This window comes from Plantactinospora mayteni (assembly GCF_016862935.1).
Taxonomy (GTDB): domain Bacteria; phylum Actinomycetota; class Actinomycetes; order Mycobacteriales; family Micromonosporaceae; genus Plantactinospora; species Plantactinospora mayteni.
The window spans coordinates 17,085-35,105 of the sequence record NZ_BONX01000017.1 but is presented as its reverse complement, the minus strand read 5'-3'; the positions used below and the strand labels follow the sequence as shown (position 1 = coordinate 35,105).

16 protein-coding genes are annotated in these 18,021 nt (G+C 72.6%); 7 read left to right on the top strand and 9 right to left on the bottom strand.

What is annotated here, in order from left to right; translation table 11 throughout:
* Position 1 precedes the first annotated feature (1 nt).
* Genes Pma05_RS13385 through Pma05_RS13370 form a run of 4 tightly spaced genes read left to right on the top strand, consistent with a single transcriptional unit; the run spans position 2 to position 4,382 of the window.
* The gene (locus tag Pma05_RS13385) at positions 2–2,026 is read left to right on the top strand and encodes an MFS transporter (RefSeq protein ID WP_239312314.1); all 2,025 of its coding nucleotides are present in this window, start codon (positions 2–4) and stop codon (positions 2,024–2,026) included.
* 4 nt (positions 2,027–2,030) lie between these two features.
* A complete protein-coding gene (locus Pma05_RS13380; RefSeq protein ID WP_203857707.1) occupies positions 2,031–2,576 on the top strand; it encodes a hypothetical protein in 546 nt (181 codons plus the stop codon).
* A gap of 25 nt (positions 2,577–2,601) precedes the next feature.
* Complete coding sequence (locus Pma05_RS13375) at positions 2,602–3,735, top strand: M23 family metallopeptidase (RefSeq protein ID WP_203857706.1); 1,134 nt, start codon at positions 2,602–2,604, stop codon at positions 3,733–3,735.
* A gap of 17 nt (positions 3,736–3,752) precedes the next feature.
* On the top strand, positions 3,753–4,382 hold the full coding sequence (locus tag Pma05_RS13370) for a hypothetical protein (protein ID WP_203857705.1): 630 nt from the start codon (positions 3,753–3,755) through the stop codon (positions 4,380–4,382).
* 25 nt (positions 4,383–4,407) lie between these two features.
* Here Pma05_RS13370 and Pma05_RS13365 read toward each other — a convergent pair whose 3' ends face one another.
* On the bottom strand, positions 4,408–4,974 hold the full coding sequence (locus Pma05_RS13365) for a hypothetical protein (RefSeq protein WP_203857704.1): 567 nt from the start codon (positions 4,972–4,974) through the stop codon (positions 4,408–4,410).
* Between the two features lie 184 nt (positions 4,975–5,158).
* Here Pma05_RS13365 and Pma05_RS42530 point away from each other — a divergent pair, with 184 nt between their 5' ends.
* Complete coding sequence (locus tag Pma05_RS42530; RefSeq protein WP_239312312.1) at positions 5,159–8,137, top strand: FtsK/SpoIIIE domain-containing protein; 2,979 nt, start codon at positions 5,159–5,161, stop codon at positions 8,135–8,137.
* Positions 8,134–8,574, top strand: a complete 441-nt coding sequence (locus Pma05_RS13355) for a hypothetical protein (protein WP_203857703.1) — start codon at positions 8,134–8,136, stop codon at positions 8,572–8,574. Before Pma05_RS42530 ends, Pma05_RS13355 begins: the two co-directional genes overlap by 4 nt.
* A gap of 55 nt (positions 8,575–8,629) precedes the next feature.
* Here the strand turns inward: Pma05_RS13355 and folE are convergent, their stop codons facing one another.
* The 4 genes from folE to Pma05_RS43455 form a co-directional block, all read right to left on the bottom strand.
* On the bottom strand, positions 8,630–9,307 hold the full coding sequence (folE, locus tag Pma05_RS13350) for a GTP cyclohydrolase I FolE (protein WP_203857726.1): 678 nt from the start codon (positions 9,305–9,307) through the stop codon (positions 8,630–8,632).
* 122 nt (positions 9,308–9,429) lie between these two features.
* Positions 9,430–11,454: an ATP-dependent zinc metalloprotease FtsH gene (gene ftsH, locus Pma05_RS13345; protein ID WP_203857702.1), complete on the bottom strand. Its 2,025-nt coding sequence runs from the start codon at positions 11,452–11,454 to the stop codon at positions 9,430–9,432.
* A 505-nt stretch (positions 11,455–11,959) separates the two neighbouring features.
* Positions 11,960–12,535: a hypoxanthine phosphoribosyltransferase gene (gene hpt, locus Pma05_RS13340; RefSeq protein ID WP_203857701.1), complete on the bottom strand. Its 576-nt coding sequence runs from the start codon at positions 12,533–12,535 to the stop codon at positions 11,960–11,962.
* Positions 12,536–12,637: 102 nt separating this feature from the next.
* On the bottom strand, positions 12,638–12,769 hold the full coding sequence (locus Pma05_RS43455; protein ID WP_275414687.1) for a hypothetical protein: 132 nt from the start codon (positions 12,767–12,769) through the stop codon (positions 12,638–12,640).
* 185 nt (positions 12,770–12,954) lie between these two features.
* On the opposite strand from Pma05_RS43455, the gene Pma05_RS13335 reads away from it, so the two are divergent.
* On the top strand, positions 12,955–13,938 hold the full coding sequence (locus tag Pma05_RS13335) for a GlxA family transcriptional regulator (RefSeq protein ID WP_203857700.1): 984 nt from the start codon (positions 12,955–12,957) through the stop codon (positions 13,936–13,938).
* A gap of 80 nt (positions 13,939–14,018) precedes the next feature.
* On the opposite strand, the gene Pma05_RS13330 is transcribed toward Pma05_RS13335, so the two are convergent.
* The 4 genes from Pma05_RS13330 to Pma05_RS13315 form a co-directional block, all read right to left on the bottom strand.
* Positions 14,019–15,236, bottom strand: coding sequence for a hypothetical protein (locus Pma05_RS13330; RefSeq protein ID WP_203857699.1), 1,218 nt, complete (start codon positions 15,234–15,236; stop codon positions 14,019–14,021).
* On the bottom strand, positions 15,229–15,759 hold the full coding sequence (locus tag Pma05_RS13325) for an RNA polymerase sigma factor (RefSeq protein WP_203857725.1): 531 nt from the start codon (positions 15,757–15,759) through the stop codon (positions 15,229–15,231). Before Pma05_RS13325 ends, Pma05_RS13330 begins: the two co-directional genes overlap by 8 nt.
* Before the next feature lie 128 nt (positions 15,760–15,887).
* On the bottom strand, positions 15,888–16,892 hold the full coding sequence (gene tilS / locus Pma05_RS13320) for a tRNA lysidine(34) synthetase TilS (RefSeq protein ID WP_203857698.1): 1,005 nt from the start codon (positions 16,890–16,892) through the stop codon (positions 15,888–15,890).
* Positions 16,893–16,905: 13 nt separating this feature from the next.
* Complete coding sequence (locus Pma05_RS13315; protein ID WP_203857697.1) at positions 16,906–17,976, bottom strand: Rv3626c family coenzyme F420 biosynthesis-associated protein; 1,071 nt, start codon at positions 17,974–17,976, stop codon at positions 16,906–16,908.
* Positions 17,977–18,021: the final 45 nt, after the last annotated feature.

The window sequence follows — 18,021 nt, the reverse complement described above, 5'->3', positions numbered from 1 at the left end:
GATGGACCGTTTCCAACCGCCGTTCGCGGTCCGCCGTGGCCGTCGGCGCCCCGCTGCCCAGGTTGGAAAGGGTTCGACGAGGACCGGTGCCCGGCTCGCCGCTCTGCTGCTCGCGATCGGGGTGCTGGCGACCGCCACGCTGGTCTGGCCGGTGCTGGGCAGCGCCGCGCCCGCCTCGGCCGCGCCGATCCCGACCCGGGCCAAGGTCGCGCTCTGCACCACCGCCGAGTGGGAGGCCGACTTCCGGGCCTGTGTCGACCGGCTCGCCGACGTCGGCCAGAACATCCGGGACTGCGTGAAGGCGCCCACGCCGAGCGCCCCGGACCAGGGGCTCGGCGGCTGGTTCGCCACCCGGCCGGAGGCGAGCGGCCAGCCGGGCGTCAAGGGCATGTACTCCGAGTACGGCAACGCCGGCTACAGCTACGAGACGTACGACGACACCGGCGGTTGTGCCTCGGACGTGATCGACCCGGGCAGCAAGGTGTTCAACAAGATCGCGGACGGCGAGATCCGGATCGCCGCCGCGATCATCGGCGCCTCGAACGCGCTGCGCGAGCGGGCCTGGGATCCGAGCAGCATGTGGGACTGGGCCGATCCGCTGGTCGAGCAGGCCACCAAGGCCGTCTACGAGCGGGTCTTCAGCGTCTTCGGCATCATCACCCTCTGCATCGTCGGCATCTACCTGCTCTGGCGCTCCCGGCAGTCCGACATGAGCAACGCGATGACCACCGCCGGCTGGGCGGTACTGGTGATGGTCGCGGTGACCGCGATCGCCGCCTGGCCGGTCAAGTCCGCCAACGTCGCCGACGGCACCCTGGTCACCACGCTGAACGTGGTGCACGAGGCGGTCGGCCCCCGGGACAAGAGCATCCCGGCCGACCGGTGCGGCTCGCTCAACCCGGCCGCCTGCAAGGACAACCGGCCGCCGGCGCTGCGGGCCAGCGACACCGCGACCGAGACGATGCTCTACCGCAACTGGCTGCGCGGCGCGCTCGGCTCCTCGGACAGCGAGACGGCCCGGAAATACGGTCGGGCCCTCTACGACGCCAAGGCGCTCACCTGGGAGGAGACGGCGAAGATCGCCGCCAACCCGGCCACCCGGGAGACCACTGTGGAGGCCAAGCAGGAACAGTGGATGAAGGTCGCCGAGCAGATCCGGCAGGAGGACGCGGAGGCGTACGAATATCTGCGCGGCGCCCGCGACTCGGACCGGATCGGCGCGGGGCTGATCGCCATCCTGGCCGCGATCGTCTTCGCGATGTTCGACCTGACCGCGTCCCTGCTGGTGCTGCTCGGCTTCCTGCTGTTCCGGTGGGCGGTGATCGCCGCCCCGGTGCTCGGCACGGTCGGGCTGCTCCGCCCGGCCAGCGCCGGACTGCGCCGGCTGGGCAACGCCGTGGTGGCCGCCGTGTTCAACATCGCCATCTTCGGCACCGGCGCGGCGATCTATCTCTTCGCAGTCGACCTGGTGATGAGCACACCCACCATTCCCGGCTGGCTCCAGGTGGTGCTGGTCTGGCTCTGCGGCGTGGTGGGCTGGCTGCTGCTGCGGCCGTACCGCCGGATCACCCAGCTCGGCGGCAAGGACAGTACCGAGGTGATCGCCTCGGCCGGCTCGTGGCACCGCCGGTTCTTCCGGGACGTCCGCTCGGCCTCCCGGCTGGAGAACGACTCGGACCACCACACCGATATCCGGGTCAAGAACCGCAACGTGGTGATCCAACAGACCAACGTACGCCCGGAGACCCGGCACGAGGATCCGGCACAGTCCGGCGCCGGCAGCCGCGCGGAGAGCAGCACCGACCGGGGTACCGAGGCACCCGACACGCCCCCGTCGGGCGCCCCCGACAGCGGCTCCGGCTCACGCCCGGGCCGGAGCCGGCCGTCCCGCCGCCGGCCGGCGGAGTGGACCGAGCCCGACGTACCGGTGGAGAACCCCTCCTACGTGATCTACCGGCCCGATTCCGCACCCGCGCCCGCCCCGACACCCGCGCGGGCCCCGCGGATCCGCTCCGAGGCGAGGTGACCCGATGCGGCGGGCCCTCGAGTTCCTCTTCACCCGGCTCCTCCGGTCCCGGCTCGGCATCGCGATCGTGATCGCCGTACTGGTCGTCGGCATCGTCGGCGCGGCCCGGCTGGTCGCCGGACCCGGCGACGACCGGCCCGGACTGATCGGCGGTACCCCCGGCCCGATCAGCGTCACCGACCCGGAGGCCGGCGACGACGGGCTGACCGTGACCGAGGAGCCGTCGCCGCGGACCAGCCCCGGTGCGCCCGAGCCGGCGGCGGTGGCCCGGTCGTTCGCCACCGCCTGGCTCGACCACCGGGACGTGACCGCCGCCGAGTGGCACGAGGGGCTCCGGCCGCTCGCCACCGAGGACCTGGCCGAGCAGTTGACCGGGGTCGACCCGGTCACCGTGCCGGCCGACCGGATCACCGGCGAGCTGCTGGTCGTACCCCAGAACGACAGCCTGGTCGAGGTGGTCGTACCGGTGGACTCCGGCGAACTCCGGCTCGGCCTGGTGGCCCCGGAGGGGCGCTGGCGGGTCGACACGGTGGACTGGCAACGGCGCTGAGCGGGCGCGGGGAGGTGGGTGGGGGATGACCGACCGCGGTCCGGCCCGGCGGCCGGTACGCCGGGTCGCGCTGGCGACGGCGCTGACCGGCGTACTCGCGCTGCTCTGCTGCGTCGGGGGCACCGGTGCGTTCCTGGTGACCATGTTCGCCTCCGAGGAGGAGAACCTGGCGGCGGCCGCCATCGGCTGCGGCAACACCGACCCGATCAAGATCGAGGGCGAGTTGCCGCTGGTCGGGCCCTACAAGGCCAGCCAGATGCGGAACGCGGCGATCATCATCAAGGTCGGTCGGGAGATGGGGCTGCCGCCCCGGGCCTGGGTGATCGCGGTCGCCACCGCGATGCAGGAGTCCGGCCTGACCAACCTGGGACATCTCGGCGACCGGAACGACCACGACTCGCTCGGGCTGTTCCAGCAGCGGCCCAGCACCGGCTGGGGCACCCCGGAGCAGATCCGGAACCCGGAGTACGCGGCCCGGAAGTTCTACGAGAAGTTGAAGACCATCCGGGACTGGCAGAAGCGCTCGCTCACCCGGGCCGCCCAGGCGGTGCAGGTCAGCGCCTTCCCGGACGCGTACGCCAAGCACGAGCCGCTGGCCACCGAGATCGTGAACGCGTTGACCGGCGGGGCCGCCCGGGCCGCCGGTACCGACCTCGGGCTCGGCTGCGCCGACGGGGCGGAGATCGCCGCCTCCGGCTGGACCGCGCCGATCCCCGGTGGAGTCGGTTCCGGATTCCGTACCGCCGCCCGGCCGTCGCACAACGGCGTCGACATCGGCGCGGCGAAGTACACCACCGAGATCCGGGCGGTGGCGGCCGGCCGGGTACTGGTGTCCCGCTGCGACCCCGACAACCGCGGCCGGTTGAGCTGCGACGTCGACGGCTTCCCGGGCAAGGGCGGCTGCGGCTGGTTCGTCGACATCCTGCACGCGGGCAACGTGATCACCCGGTACTGCCATATGGTCAGCAGACCGATGGTTTCGAAGAACGACATGGTGGAGGCCGGACAGGTGATCGGTCGGGTCGGATCGAGCGGCAACTCCTCGGGGCCGCATCTGCACTTCGAGGTGCACCTGCGCGCCGACCGGAGCCGGCACGGCGCCATCGACCCGGTGCCGTTCATGCGGGACCGGGGCGCACCGCTGACGGACGGCGGATAAGGCAGCCGGAGCGACTCGTGAGCCACGATCCACTTCCCGATCCGTTCGCCGGCCAGCCCGACTGGGCCCCGACGCCGCCCCGACCGATCGTGATCGCCGCCGCCGCGAACCGGGTGGACCTGCGCGGCCGTCGGGTCCTGGTCGGGCTGCCCGGGCTCGGCTGGCGGGGTGACCTGCGGGCGGACGAGCGGGTGGTGCAGGGCAGCCGCACCTACGTGCCGGTACTGGCCGAGCACGAGTGGTACAGGGCCGAGGCCGAGCAGATCGAGGTCTTCGCCCCGCTGGTACCGGCGGAACGGGTCTGGGTGGAGACCCTCGGCGAGGTCTCCCCGTGGGACGCCGGGGCACCGCCGATCCCCCGACCGGCCCGGCCGGACGTGATCTCCCGGCTGGTCTCGCTGGACGCGCCGACGCACCGGGCTCCGGTGCCGGTGGTCGAGGCGGACGCGGTCGCCGGCCGCCGGGTGGTCCAGGTCGCCGACGCGGTCGAGCGGCGCGACCTGCGCGCGGTCACCGAGGTCTACACCAGCGGCGACGGGGACATCTGCGTACGGGTCACCGCCGAACTCGACTGGTATCGCTGGGCGTGGAGCGGCCGGCCGCCGACCACCCTGGAGGTACCGGTCCACCTGCTCTGGATCGAATGAGCGGGAGCCCGGCCCGGGCAACCCGTCAGGTCACCGGGTTGGCCTGACAGACCCGCCAGCCGTCGTCCTGCTCGGTGCCGAAGCGCCACCGCTGGTGCTCGGTCTGCGCGAGGTTGTCCACCAGGTACGAGATCACCAGCTCCACCGACACGTCGGCGCGCTCGCCCTGGGTGCGTACGTCCAGCGGCCCCCACTTGACCACGAAGGTGATCTGGAACTGCTTCTCCCGGGCCGTCAGGTCGGCGCGCAGGGTCCGCAGCGGAGCGAGTCCGGCCGGGTCGGCACACTCGAACTGCTCGGCCAGTACGTCGTTCTCGTCGACCAGGAAGGCCCGCAGGTAGTTGTCCACGACCACGTCCGGGGCGCTCCGGTCGGGTGCGGTGAACCGGTCGTAGGCGACGTACGCGAACGCGGCGCCGGCCAGGCAGAACAGTGCCAGTGCGCCACCGACCACCGCCAGCACCAGGCCCAGTCGCCGACGTGGCGGCGCCGGTGGAGGTGCGACCGGCTCGGGAGCGGCCTGTCCGGGCGGAGTCCGCTGGGTGGGTACCCGGGACACCTGGGAATCGGCCGGGGGGTGCACTGATTCCACCCCCTGAGGCTAGCCGCTGGCGCCTCCGTACCCAATGGGCGAGAATTCCAGCTTGATAACCAAAAGGGAGCAACCGATGACTCTCCGCTAACCCGGCTATCTGTGCCACGACCGTCCAGGCGGGTCCGCGACGATGCCGCCGCACTGGGATACCGTCTCATGCCAGGACGAGGGAGTTGGTGCGGTGGACACCTGGAAGGGGCCGACCGGGCACGCCGCCACGCTGCGCTGGCGGGCCGCCGCCGGCACGGCGGCCATACTCCACCGCCGGGCCGCCGCCACCACCGCCGCCGCGGCCACCGCCCTGGAGGCGATCCGGCCGATCCCCGCCGACCAGCGGGAACAGCACGAACTCGCCGAACGGCTGCGCGCCGCAGCGAGCCAGCTCGCCCCGGGCTGGCTGGGCGCGCCCCTGGACGCCCAGTCCGAGGACGCCCCGCTCGGCGGCCCCGCCCAGCCGGCCTACGTGCGGGTCGGCACCGCCCAGCCGCTGGACGACGCCCGGTTTCCGGTCCTGGTGCCGCTGCTCGGCACCGGCCACCTCACCGTCGACGCGGACAGCCGGGATCCCCGGGTGGCCGGGCTGCTCCGGTCCGTACTCCTCCGGCTGCTCGCCGCCGCCCCGGCCGGCTCGCTGCTGGTGCGGGGCGTCGACGCCACCGCCGGGGGCCGGCTCTTCGCGCCGTTCGGGCCGCTCGCCGCCGCCGGCCTGATGCCGCCGCCGGTCACCGACCGCACCGGCCTGCGGGCCGTGCTGGCCGAGGCCGAGCAGTGGGTACGCCCCACCCGGCCGGCCACCGCCCGCTACAACCGGCACGACCGTACCCTGCTGCTGGTGGTCGGCTCGCTGCCGGAGCTGACCGAGGCGACCGACCTGGCCCGGATCGGCGCGCTGGCCCGGGAGGGTCCCGAGGCGGGGCTGCACCTGATCGTCGCCGGCTGGCCACCGCCACCGCTGACCGCGGAGACGAGTCAGGCACCGCTCTCCCGATCCACCATGATCGCGATGCGCAACCCGTACGCACTGGTCGGCGATCCGCCCGGGGCCTCGTTCAGCGCTCCGGTACCGCACCTGCCGGGCACCGGCCTCAACGCGCCCGTGTTCCTCGACGAGTGCCCGCCGGTCCCGCTGCTGGACCGGGTCTGCCGGGACCTGGCCGCGCGGTTCCAGGCCGACTACCGGCGTACCCTCGACGACCTGCTGCCGGAGCCGCCGGACGGATTCTGGACCGAGTCCGCGGCCGACGGGCTGAGCACCCCGGTCGGGCACGCCGGCGACCGGACCGTGTCGCTCGGCTTCGACGAGCGCACCCCGCACTGGCTGGTCGGCGGCCGGGGCGATGCCGGCAAGAGTGCGTTCCTGGTCAACGTCCTCTACGGGCTCTGCACCCGCTACCACCCCGACGAGTTGGCGCTCTATCTGGTCGACTTCGCCGACGGGACGGCGTTCACCGAGTTCGTGCCGGAGCCGGCGGACGGGTCCGGCGGCACCGGGCCGGGCGGGCCGTGGCTGCCGCACGTCCGGGCCGTCGGGGTGCAGGCCGACCGGGAGTACGGGATCGCGGTGCTCCGCGAACTCGACGCCGAACTGGACCGCCGTGGCGCGGCGGACCCGTCCCCGGTACCGGTGGGACCGGATCGCCCGGTGGCGGCACCGGTACCCGCCCAGCGGGCCGACGCCGACCGCCCGACCCCCCGGATCCTCTGCGTACTCGACGAGCACGCGCTGCTGCTGGCCGAGGACGACGCGATCGGTACCGAGGCGCTGGCCCGGCTGGAGTCGGTGGCCCGGCGAGGGCGGTCGGCGGGCGTACACCTGATCCTGACCGGGCGGCCGGCGCCGGTCCTGACCGCGCTGCGCGCCCGCCGGGACTCGTTCCTCGGGCAGTTCCCGGTCCGGGTGGCGCTGCCTGGCGGCGCGGACGTACTGGAGCCGACGAACGACTCGGCGGCGGGCCTGCCGCTCGGTACGGCGGTGGTGAACACCGCCGGTGGGCTGGGCGGGCCGCGTGGCGCGACCCGGGGGCACGAACGGACGGTCCGGTTTCCCGATCCGCACGTCGACCCGGGCGCGCTCAGCGGGCTCCGGCACCGGCTCTGGGCGGACCGCCCGGCCGGCACACCCGCACCGGCCGTCTTCACCGGCTACCTGACCCCACCGCCACCTCCGGTCCCGACGCCAACGGACCAACCGGACCCGACCGGGGCCGACGGGCCAACCGGAGCCGACAGACCGACGGGGATCGACGGACCGGCGGGGATCGACGGGCCAGCCGGAGCCGGCAAACCAGCCGTGGCCGACAGACCAGCCGTGGCCGACAGACCAGCCGTGGCCGACAGACCGGCAGGGGGCGACAGACCGGCAGGGGGCGACGGGCCGGCAGGGGGCGACGGGGCGACGGGGGTCGACGGGTCAGACGTGGCGGGCCGGCCAGCCGGGGTTGGCCAGCTATCGGAGCCGGTGGGGGCGCCGGTCGGGCTGCTGGTCGACGTGTCGCCGCGTCCGGCGGAGCTGCCGCTCGACCGGGCGCCGGGCCGGCACCTCGCGATCCTGGGGGCGGATCCGAGCGGTGCCGGGATACTTGCCGGCGCGGCCCGGGGACTTGCCGCGCGGCATCCCGCCGGCAGCGTCGAGTTCGTGATCGTCGCGCCAGCCGAGGATCCGGCGGTGTCGGCGCTGGCCGCCGAGCTGTCCCGGCGGCATCCGGTGCACCGGGTGGACGCCACCGGGCTGGCCGGTGCGCTGGAGCTGGCCGGGCCCGGCTATCTGGTCGCCTTCGGGGTGGACGAGCTGACGACGGCCGGTGACCTGCCGCCCGACCGGCTCCGAACCCTGCTGCGCGACGGGCCGGGTCGGGGGGTACACCTGCTCGGCTGGTGGCGGGCGGTGGGCCCGTTCGCCGAACTGGTCGCCGTACCGGCGGGGCCCGAACCACCTGCCGACCCGGAACCCGGGGCCGACGCCGGGACGGCCGTCGCGGCTCCGGCCACCGTCGACGGGCTGCTCCTGCTCGACGTACCCGAGGCGGAGGTGACCCGGCTGCTCGGTCGGCCGGTACGGTGGCACCCCCGCCCCGGCCGGGCCCTGCTCTACGACCGCCGCACCGACCTGGCCAGCCTGGTCGTCCCGTACGGCGCACCGGACGGGGAGGGTACGCCGTGAGCGGAGACGCCTGGCAGGACTACCTGGCCGCCACGCAGCGGCTCGACACGGTACGCCGATCCGCCGCCACCGCCGCCGCCGAGCAGGAGCGGGGCGTGCACAGCGCCCGGGAGGAACTGGCCGGGATCCGGGCCCGGCTGGTACCCCAGCAGTCCCGGCTGCGGGCGTTGGGCGTCTCCGAGGCCGAGCTGGTGCCGTCCGAGCCGGAGGTCGCGGCGGCCGGTCAGGCGATGGCCGGCGGCCCCCAGGCGGTACTGGCGGCGCTGCGGGACGCCCGGGCGACCGCGGACGCGGCGGACGCCGCCACCCGGCTGCCCGGCGCCGGCCCGCTGCCCTGGACCCGGGTGCTGCTCTACGGCGCGCTCGTGATGGCGTTGCTCGGCCTGCTGACCGTGTTCTGCCTCGGCGGCCTCTACCTGGTCAGGTGGCGCGGCTGACCGGCGGGCCGGGCTGGCCTGCTCGTCGGGCTTCGGGCACGACCGGGGCGGCCGGTCAGAGGGTACGGCCGGCGTTCAGGATCAGGGCCATCGCCTCGGCGCGGGACTTGGCGTCCCGTTGCAGCGCGCCGCGTACCGCCGAGGTGATGGTCTTGGCGCCGGCCTTCTGGATGCCGCGCATCGCCATGCACATGTGCTCGCACTCCAGCACCACGATCACGCCACGCGGCTCCAGCCTGGCCATCAGCAGGTCGGCGATCTGCGAGGTCAGCCGCTCCTGCACCTGCGGCCGGCGGGCGTAGACCTCGACCAGCCGGGCCAGCTTGGAGAGCCCGGTGATCCGGCCGTTCTCGCCCGGGATGTAACCGATGTGCGCCGAACCCCGGAACGGCAGCAGGTGGTGCTCGCAGAGGCTCATCACGTCGATGTCCCGGACCAGTACGAGTTCCTCGTGGTTGGCCTCGAAGGTGGTGCTGAGCACCTGGGCCGGATCGACCCGCAGCCCGGCGAGGAGTTCGGCGTACGCCCGGGCCACCCGGGCCGGCGTCTGGCGCAGGCCGTCCCGGTCCGGGTCCTCGCCGACGGCGATCAGGATCTCCCGGACCGCCTTCTCGATCCGGGCCAGGTCGACGGCGTCCTCGACCGGCCCGCCGCCGAGCTTGCCGTTGACCAGCCGAGCGGCGAGGTAGTCCAGCTCCTCGTCACCGTCCGGCTCGGTAGCGGACCCGGACAGACCACCGCCGCCCGAAGACGCGGACCGGCCGCCGTCGTCCGTCGACCCGGACAGACCGCCGTTGTCCCTGGACGCGGACGGGCCGCCGACGTTACCGCCGGCGGCCCGATGGTTCGCTGCGCTCAGTGTGGGCCGTCCGAGTTGGGCGTGGTGTTGTTGGTGTTGCCCCCGACGGTCGCCTGGACGCCGTCGGCCTCGGCCTGCGCCTTGAGCTTCTCCTTCTCGGCCGGGGTGAGTACCGGCGGCTCGGTCGACGGCTGCCGCTTCCCAAACCCGTTGTACGGGGCCATCGGCGGGCGCTTGACCACCCGGGCGCAGATCCGCGCCATGTCGGCCGTGGAGAGGGTCTCCTTCTCGATCAGCTCCAGCACGAGGTTGTCCAGGACGTCCCGGTATTCCACCAGGATCTCCCATGCCTCGTCGTGGGCCAGCTCGATCAGCGACCGGACCTCGGCGTCGATCTCGGCGGCCACCGCATCGGAGTAGTCCCGCTCGTGGCCCATGTTGCGGCCCAGGAACGGCTCATCCCCGCTGGTGCCGTATTTGATCGCGCCGAGCTTGCTGCTCATGCCGTACTGGGTGATCATCGCTCGGGCCAGCGCGCTGGCCTTGACGATGTCGTCCGCGGCACCGGTGGTCGGCTCGTGGAACACCAGTTCCTCGGAGGCCCGGCCACCCAGCGCGTACGCCAGGGTGTCGATCATCTCGGCCCGGGTCTGGGTGTACTTGTCCTCGGTCGGCAACACCAGGGTGTGCCCGAGGGAGCGGCTCCGGGAGAGGATCGTGACCTTGTGCACCGGGGCGGAGTGCGGCAGCGCCCAGGCGACCAGGGCGTGCCCGCCCTCGTGGTAGGCCGTGATCTTCTTTTCCTTGTCGCTCATCACCCGGGTCCGGCGCTGCGGGCCGGCGACCACCCGGTCGATCGACTCCTCCAGCGACTCGTTGGAGATCGCCCGCTTGTCGCTGCGGGCGGTCAGCAGCGCCGACTCGTTGATCACGTTGGCCAGGTCGGCACCGGTGAAGCCCGGGGTACGCCGCGCCACCGCGTCGAGGTCGACGTCGGGCGAGAACGGCTTGCCCTTGGCGTGCACCCGCAGGATCGCCTTGCGGCCCTCCATGTCCGGGGTGTCGACCGCGATCTGCCGGTCGAACCGGCCGGGGCGCAGCAGCGCGGGGTCGAGGATGTCCGGCCGGTTGGTCGCGGCGATCAGGATGACGCCGCCCTTGGTGTCGAAGCCGTCCATCTCGACCAGGAGCTGGTTGAGCGTCTGCTCCCGCTCGTCGTGGCCGCCGCCCATGCCGGCGCCACGGTGCCGGCCGACGGCGTCGATCTCGTCGACGAAGACGATCGCCGGGGCGTTCGCCTTGGCCTGCTCGAAGAGGTCGCGGACCCGGCTGGCGCCGACACCGACGAACATCTCCACGAAGTCGGAGCCGGAGATGGAGTAGAACGGCACCCCTGCCTCGCCGGCCACGGCCCGGGCCAGCAGCGTCTTACCGGTACCGGGTGGGCCGAAGAGGAGCACGCCCTTGGGGATCTTGGCGCCGAGGGCCTGGTATTTCGCCGGGTTCTGTAGGAAATCCTTGATCTCGTGCAGTTCCTCGACGGCCTCCTCCGAGCCCGCGACGTCCGCGAAGGTGGTCTTCGGAGTGTCCTTGGTGATCATCTTGGCCTTGGACTTGCCGAAGTTGAGCACCCGGGAGCCGCCGCCCTGCATCTGCGACATGAAGAGCAGCAGCAGGATCACCAGGATGACGATCGGCAGCAGGTTGACCAGCAGCGAGACGAAGAGGTTGTCACCGGAGACCTCGGTGTCGATCGGACCGCTGATCCGCCCGGCCGCCTTGGCGGCGGCCACCGAGTTCCAGACCTCGTCGCCCACCTCGTACGGGAACTGGGCCTGGATCTTGTCCGTGTCGGTGTCACCGAACTTGGCCGAGTTCTTCAGGTCGAGCTGGAGCGTCTGCTCCTTGTCCTGGAAGATGGCCTTCTCGATGTCGCCCTTGTTGAGCTGGTCGAGCACCACGTTGGTCTCGACCTTGTGATAGCTCGGGCCGCCACTGAAGAATGAGCTGAGCGCTATCGCACCGATGATCACCAGGATGATCCAGACCACCGGGCGGCGGAAGAAACGCGTACGTTCCATGCTGTTGTCGAGCGCCGTAACGCCCGGACCCTCCTGATCGACGTCCTGATCGTCTGGTTGCCTTCTGCCGCCGCCGGAGCGGCGGGCCGAAGCCGTCCCCTGCGAGTCGGCCTCGACGCCGGGCGCTTGGTACCGCGCCGCGGTCATTCGACGGTACACCGTGAACGCGAGGAGCGAGCCTGCGAGCCCTGGGGTAACAGGTCCGCTTCCGCCCGGGTGCCGGGTGACCACGGACCAGTGCCGGACGCCTGGCCCTGTGCGGCCCCATCTTTCGGGTCAAACTGGGCAGGAGGCCCGGCGCGGGATGCTTCCGCGCCACCACCGCATACCGTAACCGCGTTTCCTGGGAGCGCGCTGTACGTCCACTCGATATTTCGGCGCCGACATTCAGGATGGCCGGGGCGGACCGGACAACGATTCGGGTCGACGACCGGACGACCGGGTCGAGACCCGGGCGAAAATGGGGGCCCGGATCAGGACCGGGCGAAGGGGGCAGAGGCCCGGATCAGGACCGGGCGTAGACCTCCGGCTTCAGGACGCCGACGTAGGGCACCTCGCGGTAGCGCTCGCCGAAGTCCAGCCCGTAGCCGACCACGAACTCGCTCGGGATGTCGAAGCCGACGTACTTCACCGGAACCGAGACCTTGATCGCGTCCGGCTTGCGGAACAGCGCGACCACCTCGACGCTGGCCGCCGCCCGGGACTCCAGATAGCGCAGCAGCCAGGAGAGGGTGAGCCCGGAGTCGACGATGTCCTCCACCACCACCACGTGCCGGCCGGCGATGTCCCGGTCCAGGTCCTTGCGGATCCGTACCGTGCCGGAGGAGGTGGTGCCCTGCCCGTACGAGGAGAGGGCCATGAACTCCAGCTCGGCCGAGGGGCCGTGCCGGCCGAGCGCCCGGGCGAAGTCGGCCATGAACATGACCGCGCCCTTGAGTACGCACACCAGCAGGATTCCGTCCTTCGTGCTGGCGTAGTCCGCTGCTACCTGTTTGGCCAGTTCCGCGATCTTTTCCCGAATCTGCTCCTCCGAGATGATCACGTGGTCGATGTCGGCGTCGTACCAGGAGCCCTGAGCCATGCGCCTAGCCTGCCGTACGCCGGTTCGCGCCCGTCGCCGGGGCGGCACCTTCCCGCGGTGCCCACCCCGGCTGGCCAGGCGTGGATTGTTCGACACGGTTCGTCAGCCACGGGGCGACGACCGCCAGCCACCGTTGCTGGGCCGCCAGTCGGCCGAGTCACGGCTGTCGGCGGTGAGTCCGAGCATCGAGGCGACGAGCAGGACGAGGAAGAAGAGGGGGACGAAGAGTTCCATGGCGGCGCGACCTTCCAGTCGATACGGCCGACCCGAAATCTCGGGCCTGACCAGGTCTTGTTGGTTCGCCGCCGGTGCGCACCGGCTGTTGCGACTCCAGTCTGCGCCGCTGGGTACTACCCGGACAGTGGCAGCTTTGCCATCGGCCATCGATTTTCTGCCACTTCTCGGCTAGCCTCGATCCCATGCTTCGCAACGTGGCCGTGATCGCCCTGGAGCCGGTGGCCCCCTTCGAGCTGGGCGTGCTCTGCGAGGTCTTCGGGACCGACCGGGTCATCGACGGCTTCCCCAGTTACCGCTTCGACGTCTGCACCCACGACGGCAAGCCCATACGCACCCGGTCCGGCTTCGGGCTGACCCCGAGCGCCGACCTGACCCCGGTCGAGGACGCCGACCTGGTCGCCGTACCGGCGATCCACACCATCGGCGACCCGGTCCCGGAGACCGTGCTGGCGGCGTTGCGCCGGGCCGCCGACCGTGGGGCGTACGTGCTGAGTGTCTGCTCCGGCGCGTTCGTGTTGGCCGCCGCCGGTCTGCTGGACGGGCGCGAGTGCACCACCCACTGGAAGTACGCCGACCGGCTCGCCGAGATGTACCCGCTGGCCAAGGTGCGGTGCAACTCGCTCTACGTGCAGGACGGCAACCTGCTCACCGGTGCCGGCACGGCGGCCGGGATCGACGCCTGCCTGCACCTGATCCGCCAGGAGCACGGCTCGGCGCTCGCCACCAAACTCGCCCGGCGGATGGTGGTGCCACCGCACCGCGACGGCGGGCAGGCGCAGTACATCGAGGCACCGATCGCGCCCACCCCGGCGGCGCCGACCCTGGAGCCCGTGCTGGGCTGGTTGATGAAGCACCTCGACCGGCCGCTCACCGTCGACGACCTGGCCGGCCGGGCGCACATGGCGCCCCGCACCTTCGCCCGGCGGTTCCGGGCCGAGACCGGCACCACCCCGCACGACTGGATCACCAACCAGCGGGTGCTGCTGGCCCGGCGGCTGCTGGAGGAGACCGAGCTGAGCATCGAGGCGGTCGCCACCCGGGCCGGCTTCGGTGACGCGGCCACCCTGCGGCACCACTTCGGCCGCCGGCTCGGCGCCACCCCGCACGCCTACCGGTCCACCTTCCGAGGCCGCGTCCCGCACGACCAGGCCCTCCTCCCCGGCTGACCGCAGCCGCACCGACACCCCGGGGTGGCCGGCCGCTCCGGGGAGCGACCGGCCACCGGTCGGACATCGATGCCGGAGGATCAGAACGTGATGGAGAACTCCGTGTAGTTGTTGTCCTGCTCCGGGTCACCCCAACCGTCCGGCCAGACGCCCGCCCTCGGCACGATGTCGAACTCGACCGCCTTCGGCACGGTGAACTCGAAGGTGAAGGTCCGGCTCCCGTTCCGGTTGAGCGCGGGGTAGTCACAGCTCACGGCCATGCTGCCGGTCGGGTGGTTCTCCACCTCGCAACCATCGGGCCGCAGCAGGGTGAGCCCGCGGGGCAGGTTGAGGCGGACCTCGTACGGCACCATTCCCGGGCCGAGGCTGCGCACCGTCACCGTCATCGTGCCCCGCCGCACACCGCCGTCCGGCGCTCCGAACGTCAGGTCGGAACTGGTCACGGTCAGATCGCTGACGCCGTTGTTCGGCGGGAAGGCGGTCGGCTCGCCGGTCTGGGTGAACCGGTCGCCGTCCCAGGCGTACGTCCGCCACTGCTCCTGCGCGTAAGCGGGCATGAGCAGTGGCTCCAAGCACCGGTGCGGAGTCGGATAGTCGACCACCCGCACCTGGACGGTACTCGCGGAGCCCGCACGTACGTCGCAGATCCCCTTGATCGGGCCGGTCTGCGCCACCACCCGGCCGAGGGTACGGATCTTGCCGGCGGCGTCCCGGTCGAAGGCCAGCACCTGGAACGTGCTGCTGCCCTGGTCGCCGCAGCTCAGCCGGGCCACCGTCTCCCGCGCGCCGTCCCGGTCGAGGTCGGTGTGCACCACCTTGTCGAAGTTCATCGCGACCGAGTCGCGGATCCGGTACTCCCCGTTCGAGAAGCGCACCGAGCCCGAGACGCAGCCCGAAACGATCGCGTCGGACGGCCAGGCGGGAATCTCCAAGGTCGTCCGGCCCAGCTCCGCCTGGCTGATCCGGCCATCCGGCGCCGCCGGGGGCGTGGTCGCGGTCGCGGTCGCGGACGAGGGCATGGTCGCCGGCGGCGTGGTCGGCTCGGGCTGCGGAGTCGGGGTGTCGGCGACCTCGGACGGCGGTGGGCGCTGCGAGTCGTGACCGACCGCCGCGTACGCCGTGACGGGTCCGACCACGAAGAGCACCGCCAGCACCACCGTGGTGATCGTCCTGGTCCGGCGCCGGCCGCGCACCGTGGCGTACGCCGCCGCCACCCCGACCGGCTTCACCCGTGGCATGGCCTCGTTGCGGAACTCGGCGAAGGCACCGGTCAGCAACTTGTCGTCGAAGTCAGACATGACGCTCCCCCGGTCCGGAAAGTTGGGCCGCGAGTGCCAACCGGCCGCGATGCAGCCAGGACCTGACCGTCGCCTCGGCGACGCCGTCCTGGCGTGCGATCTCGTTCACCGGAAGGTCCGCGAGGTAGTAGAGGATCACCGCTCGCCGCTGCCGGGCCGGCAGTGCCTTGAGGGCCTGCGCCAGCGCCACCCGGTCCGGATTCGGCGCCGGGGTGTACTCCTCGCGCTGGCGCCGGAGGAACTGGGCAGCCGTCCTGGCCCGGCGCCACCGGTTGGTGGCGAGGTTCCAGGCCACCCGGCGCACCCAGGCCGAGGGGTCGTCGTAGAGCGCGATCTTCTTCCACCGTGCGAGCGCCCGGCAGAACGCCTCCTGTACCACCTCCTGGGCGACACCCATGTCGTTCGTGTACGCGAAGAGTTGGACCGTCAACGACTGGAAGTACGCCACGTAGAGTTCCTCGAAACCGGGTCGACTCGGTGGTCCGGTGTCGGCGACCGCCGGCGGGTCGCCCTTGCCCTGCAACGCGATCACGCTGCCTTCCTCCCCTGGTGCGGCCGACCTCCCCAGCCGTTCAGGGGCAACACATGCCAGGCGAGGGGAGCGTTGCAGACCAATTCGCGACTGTCGCGGGAAGAGGCGACCCCCAAGGGCTACTCCGCGATCAACACCCCGCCGCGCCGGGTCGCCCGGATGCCGCCGGGCAGGTGCACCGCGCCCTGGCCGCGCCACGCATTCACCAGCGCGTTCAGCGCCGCGACGTGCCGGTACGACAGCGCGGCCGGCGCCGCGCCCAACTCACGGCACCAGAGATGCAGCACCCGGGTACGCACCGCCGGGGGCATCCCGGCCAGCACCGGTACGGCCAGCCCGGCGGTCCCCTCCGGCTCGCCGGCCGGCCGGATCCGGGCCTCGGCGTAACCCGTCCGGGCCAGGTCGTCCAGGGCGGCGCCGTCCTCGGCGGCCAGCCTGGCGGTCCGGGCCAGGTTGTCCAGCACCCCGGGGCCGAGCGCCCGGACCAGTACCGGCAACACGTCGGCCCGGACCCGGGCCCGGGCGTACCGGTCGTCGGTGTTGTGCGGGTCCTCCCACGGGGTCAGCCCGAGCAGCGCACACGCCTTCCGGGTCTGCTCACGGGTGATCTCCAACAGGGGACGGGTCAGCGTCACCCCGACGTACTCCCGGGTGGCCGGCATACCGGCGAGCCCGCGCGGGCCGGCGCCCCGGGCCAGCGCGAGCAGCACGGTCTCGGCCTGGTCGTCGCGGGTGTGCCCGAGCAGCACCGTGCTGGCGTCGTGCCGGTGGGCGGCCTCGACCAGGGCGCCGTACCGCGCCTCCCGGGCCGCCGCCTCCGGCCCGCCCGACCGGCCTGCGACCTGCACGGTCGCCACCTCGATCGGCGCGAACCCCTGCCCGCCAGCCCACTCGGCGACGTCGGCGGCCCGGCGGGCCGAGCCCTCCTGAAGGCCGTGGTCGACGGTGACCAGCCCGGCCGGCACGCCCAGCCGGGGAGCCACGAAGGCGGTGCCGGCGGCCAGCGCGAGCGAGTCGGCGCCGCCCGAGCAGGCGACCAGGACCGGCCGGTCCCGGGGTACGCCGTGCAGCGCCCGCCGGACGGCGACCCGGATCGCCGCGACCGGCGGCGGCAGCGCGGCCACGATCGGGAGCCGGTCAGCCGGTGGCGGCGACCGGGCCGACCGGGCCGTGCACCCGGGCCACCCAGGCGTCCGGGTCGGAGAGTTCCTCCAGCCGGGGCAGGGTCAGCGGCGAGCTGAAGATCCGGTTGAAGCCCTCCATGCCGACCCGGTCCACCACACCGTGCACGAACTTGCGGCCCTCGGCGTACTGGCGCATCTTGACGTCGACGCCGAGCAGCTTGCGGATCGCCTTCTCCAGCGGGTTGCCGGACTCGCGGCGCCGGTTGAACTTGGCCCGGATCGACTCGACGCTCGGAATGACCTCCGGCCCGACGCCGTCCATCACGAACTCCGCGTGCCCCTCCAGCAGGGTCATCAGCGCGGTCAGCCGGTCGAGTACGGCCCGCTGGCCGGGCGTCTGCACGATGTCCAGCACGCTGGCCCGGCTCTCCGGGTTGCGGATCGAGTCGGAGAGGGTACCGACGCCCCGGCGGATCCGGTCGAGGAAGTTGTCCCCGCCGGCCTGGGAGGCGTCGACGAACGCCTGCACCTCGCCGAGGAAGTGCCCGCGCATCCACGGTACGGCGGTGAACTGGGTGCGGTGGGTCACCTCGTGCAGGCAGACCCAGAGCCGGAAGTCCCGGGGGTCGGCCTGGAGCTTCCGCTCGACCTCGACGATGTTCGGCGCGACCAGCAGCAGTTGACCGGGATCGGCGGAGAAGACCTCGTACTGGCCGAGGACCCGGCCGGAGAGGTAGGCGAGCACGGTGCCGGCCTGCACCCCGGTCAGCCGGGAACCGATCGTGTCGGTGATCACCCCCGGCGGCTTGTCCCCGGAGATGCGGCTGATCAGCGGGGTGATCACCTCACGCAGCCCGGCGATGTTGGTCGCCGCCCAGTCCCGCCGGTCCACCACCCGTACCGGTGGATGGGCCACCTGCGAGCGCAGCCCGGTGTAGGCCAGCACGTGACCGGCGGCCTCGTCGGTCAGCCGGCGCAGCTCGGACACCACCTCGGTCGCCTCGTCGTACGAGACCCGTGGTCCCGACTTTCCCAACGCCCCTGCGGTGGCGGCGGCCAGATCCCAGTCCACGAACTGCGCCATAACACCACCGTACCCGGGTGCTCACACCCCCACTCTGACCTCGGA

Coding starts and splice junctions, on each gene's coding strand:
- hpt (WP_203857701.1), bottom strand. CDS start 12,535: ATGGCTCAGGGCTCCTGGTACGACGCCGACATCGACCACGTGATCATC.
- Pma05_RS13335 (WP_203857700.1), top strand. CDS start 12,955: ATGCTTCGCAACGTGGCCGTGATCGCCCTGGAGCCGGTGGCCCCCTTC.
- Pma05_RS43455 (WP_275414687.1), bottom strand. CDS start 12,769: ATGGAACTCTTCGTCCCCCTCTTCTTCCTCGTCCTGCTCGTCGCCTCG.
- Pma05_RS13380 (WP_203857707.1), top strand. CDS start 2,031: ATGCGGCGGGCCCTCGAGTTCCTCTTCACCCGGCTCCTCCGGTCCCGG.
- Pma05_RS13375 (WP_203857706.1), top strand. CDS start 2,602: ATGACCGACCGCGGTCCGGCCCGGCGGCCGGTACGCCGGGTCGCGCTG.
- Pma05_RS13330 (WP_203857699.1), bottom strand. CDS start 15,236: ATGTCTGACTTCGACGACAAGTTGCTGACCGGTGCCTTCGCCGAGTTC.
- ftsH (WP_203857702.1), bottom strand. CDS start 11,454: ATGGAACGTACGCGTTTCTTCCGCCGCCCGGTGGTCTGGATCATCCTG.
- Pma05_RS13385 (WP_239312314.1), top strand. CDS start 2: ATGGACCGTTTCCAACCGCCGTTCGCGGTCCGCCGTGGCCGTCGGCGC.
- Pma05_RS13315 (WP_203857697.1), bottom strand. CDS start 17,976: ATGGCGCAGTTCGTGGACTGGGATCTGGCCGCCGCCACCGCAGGGGCG.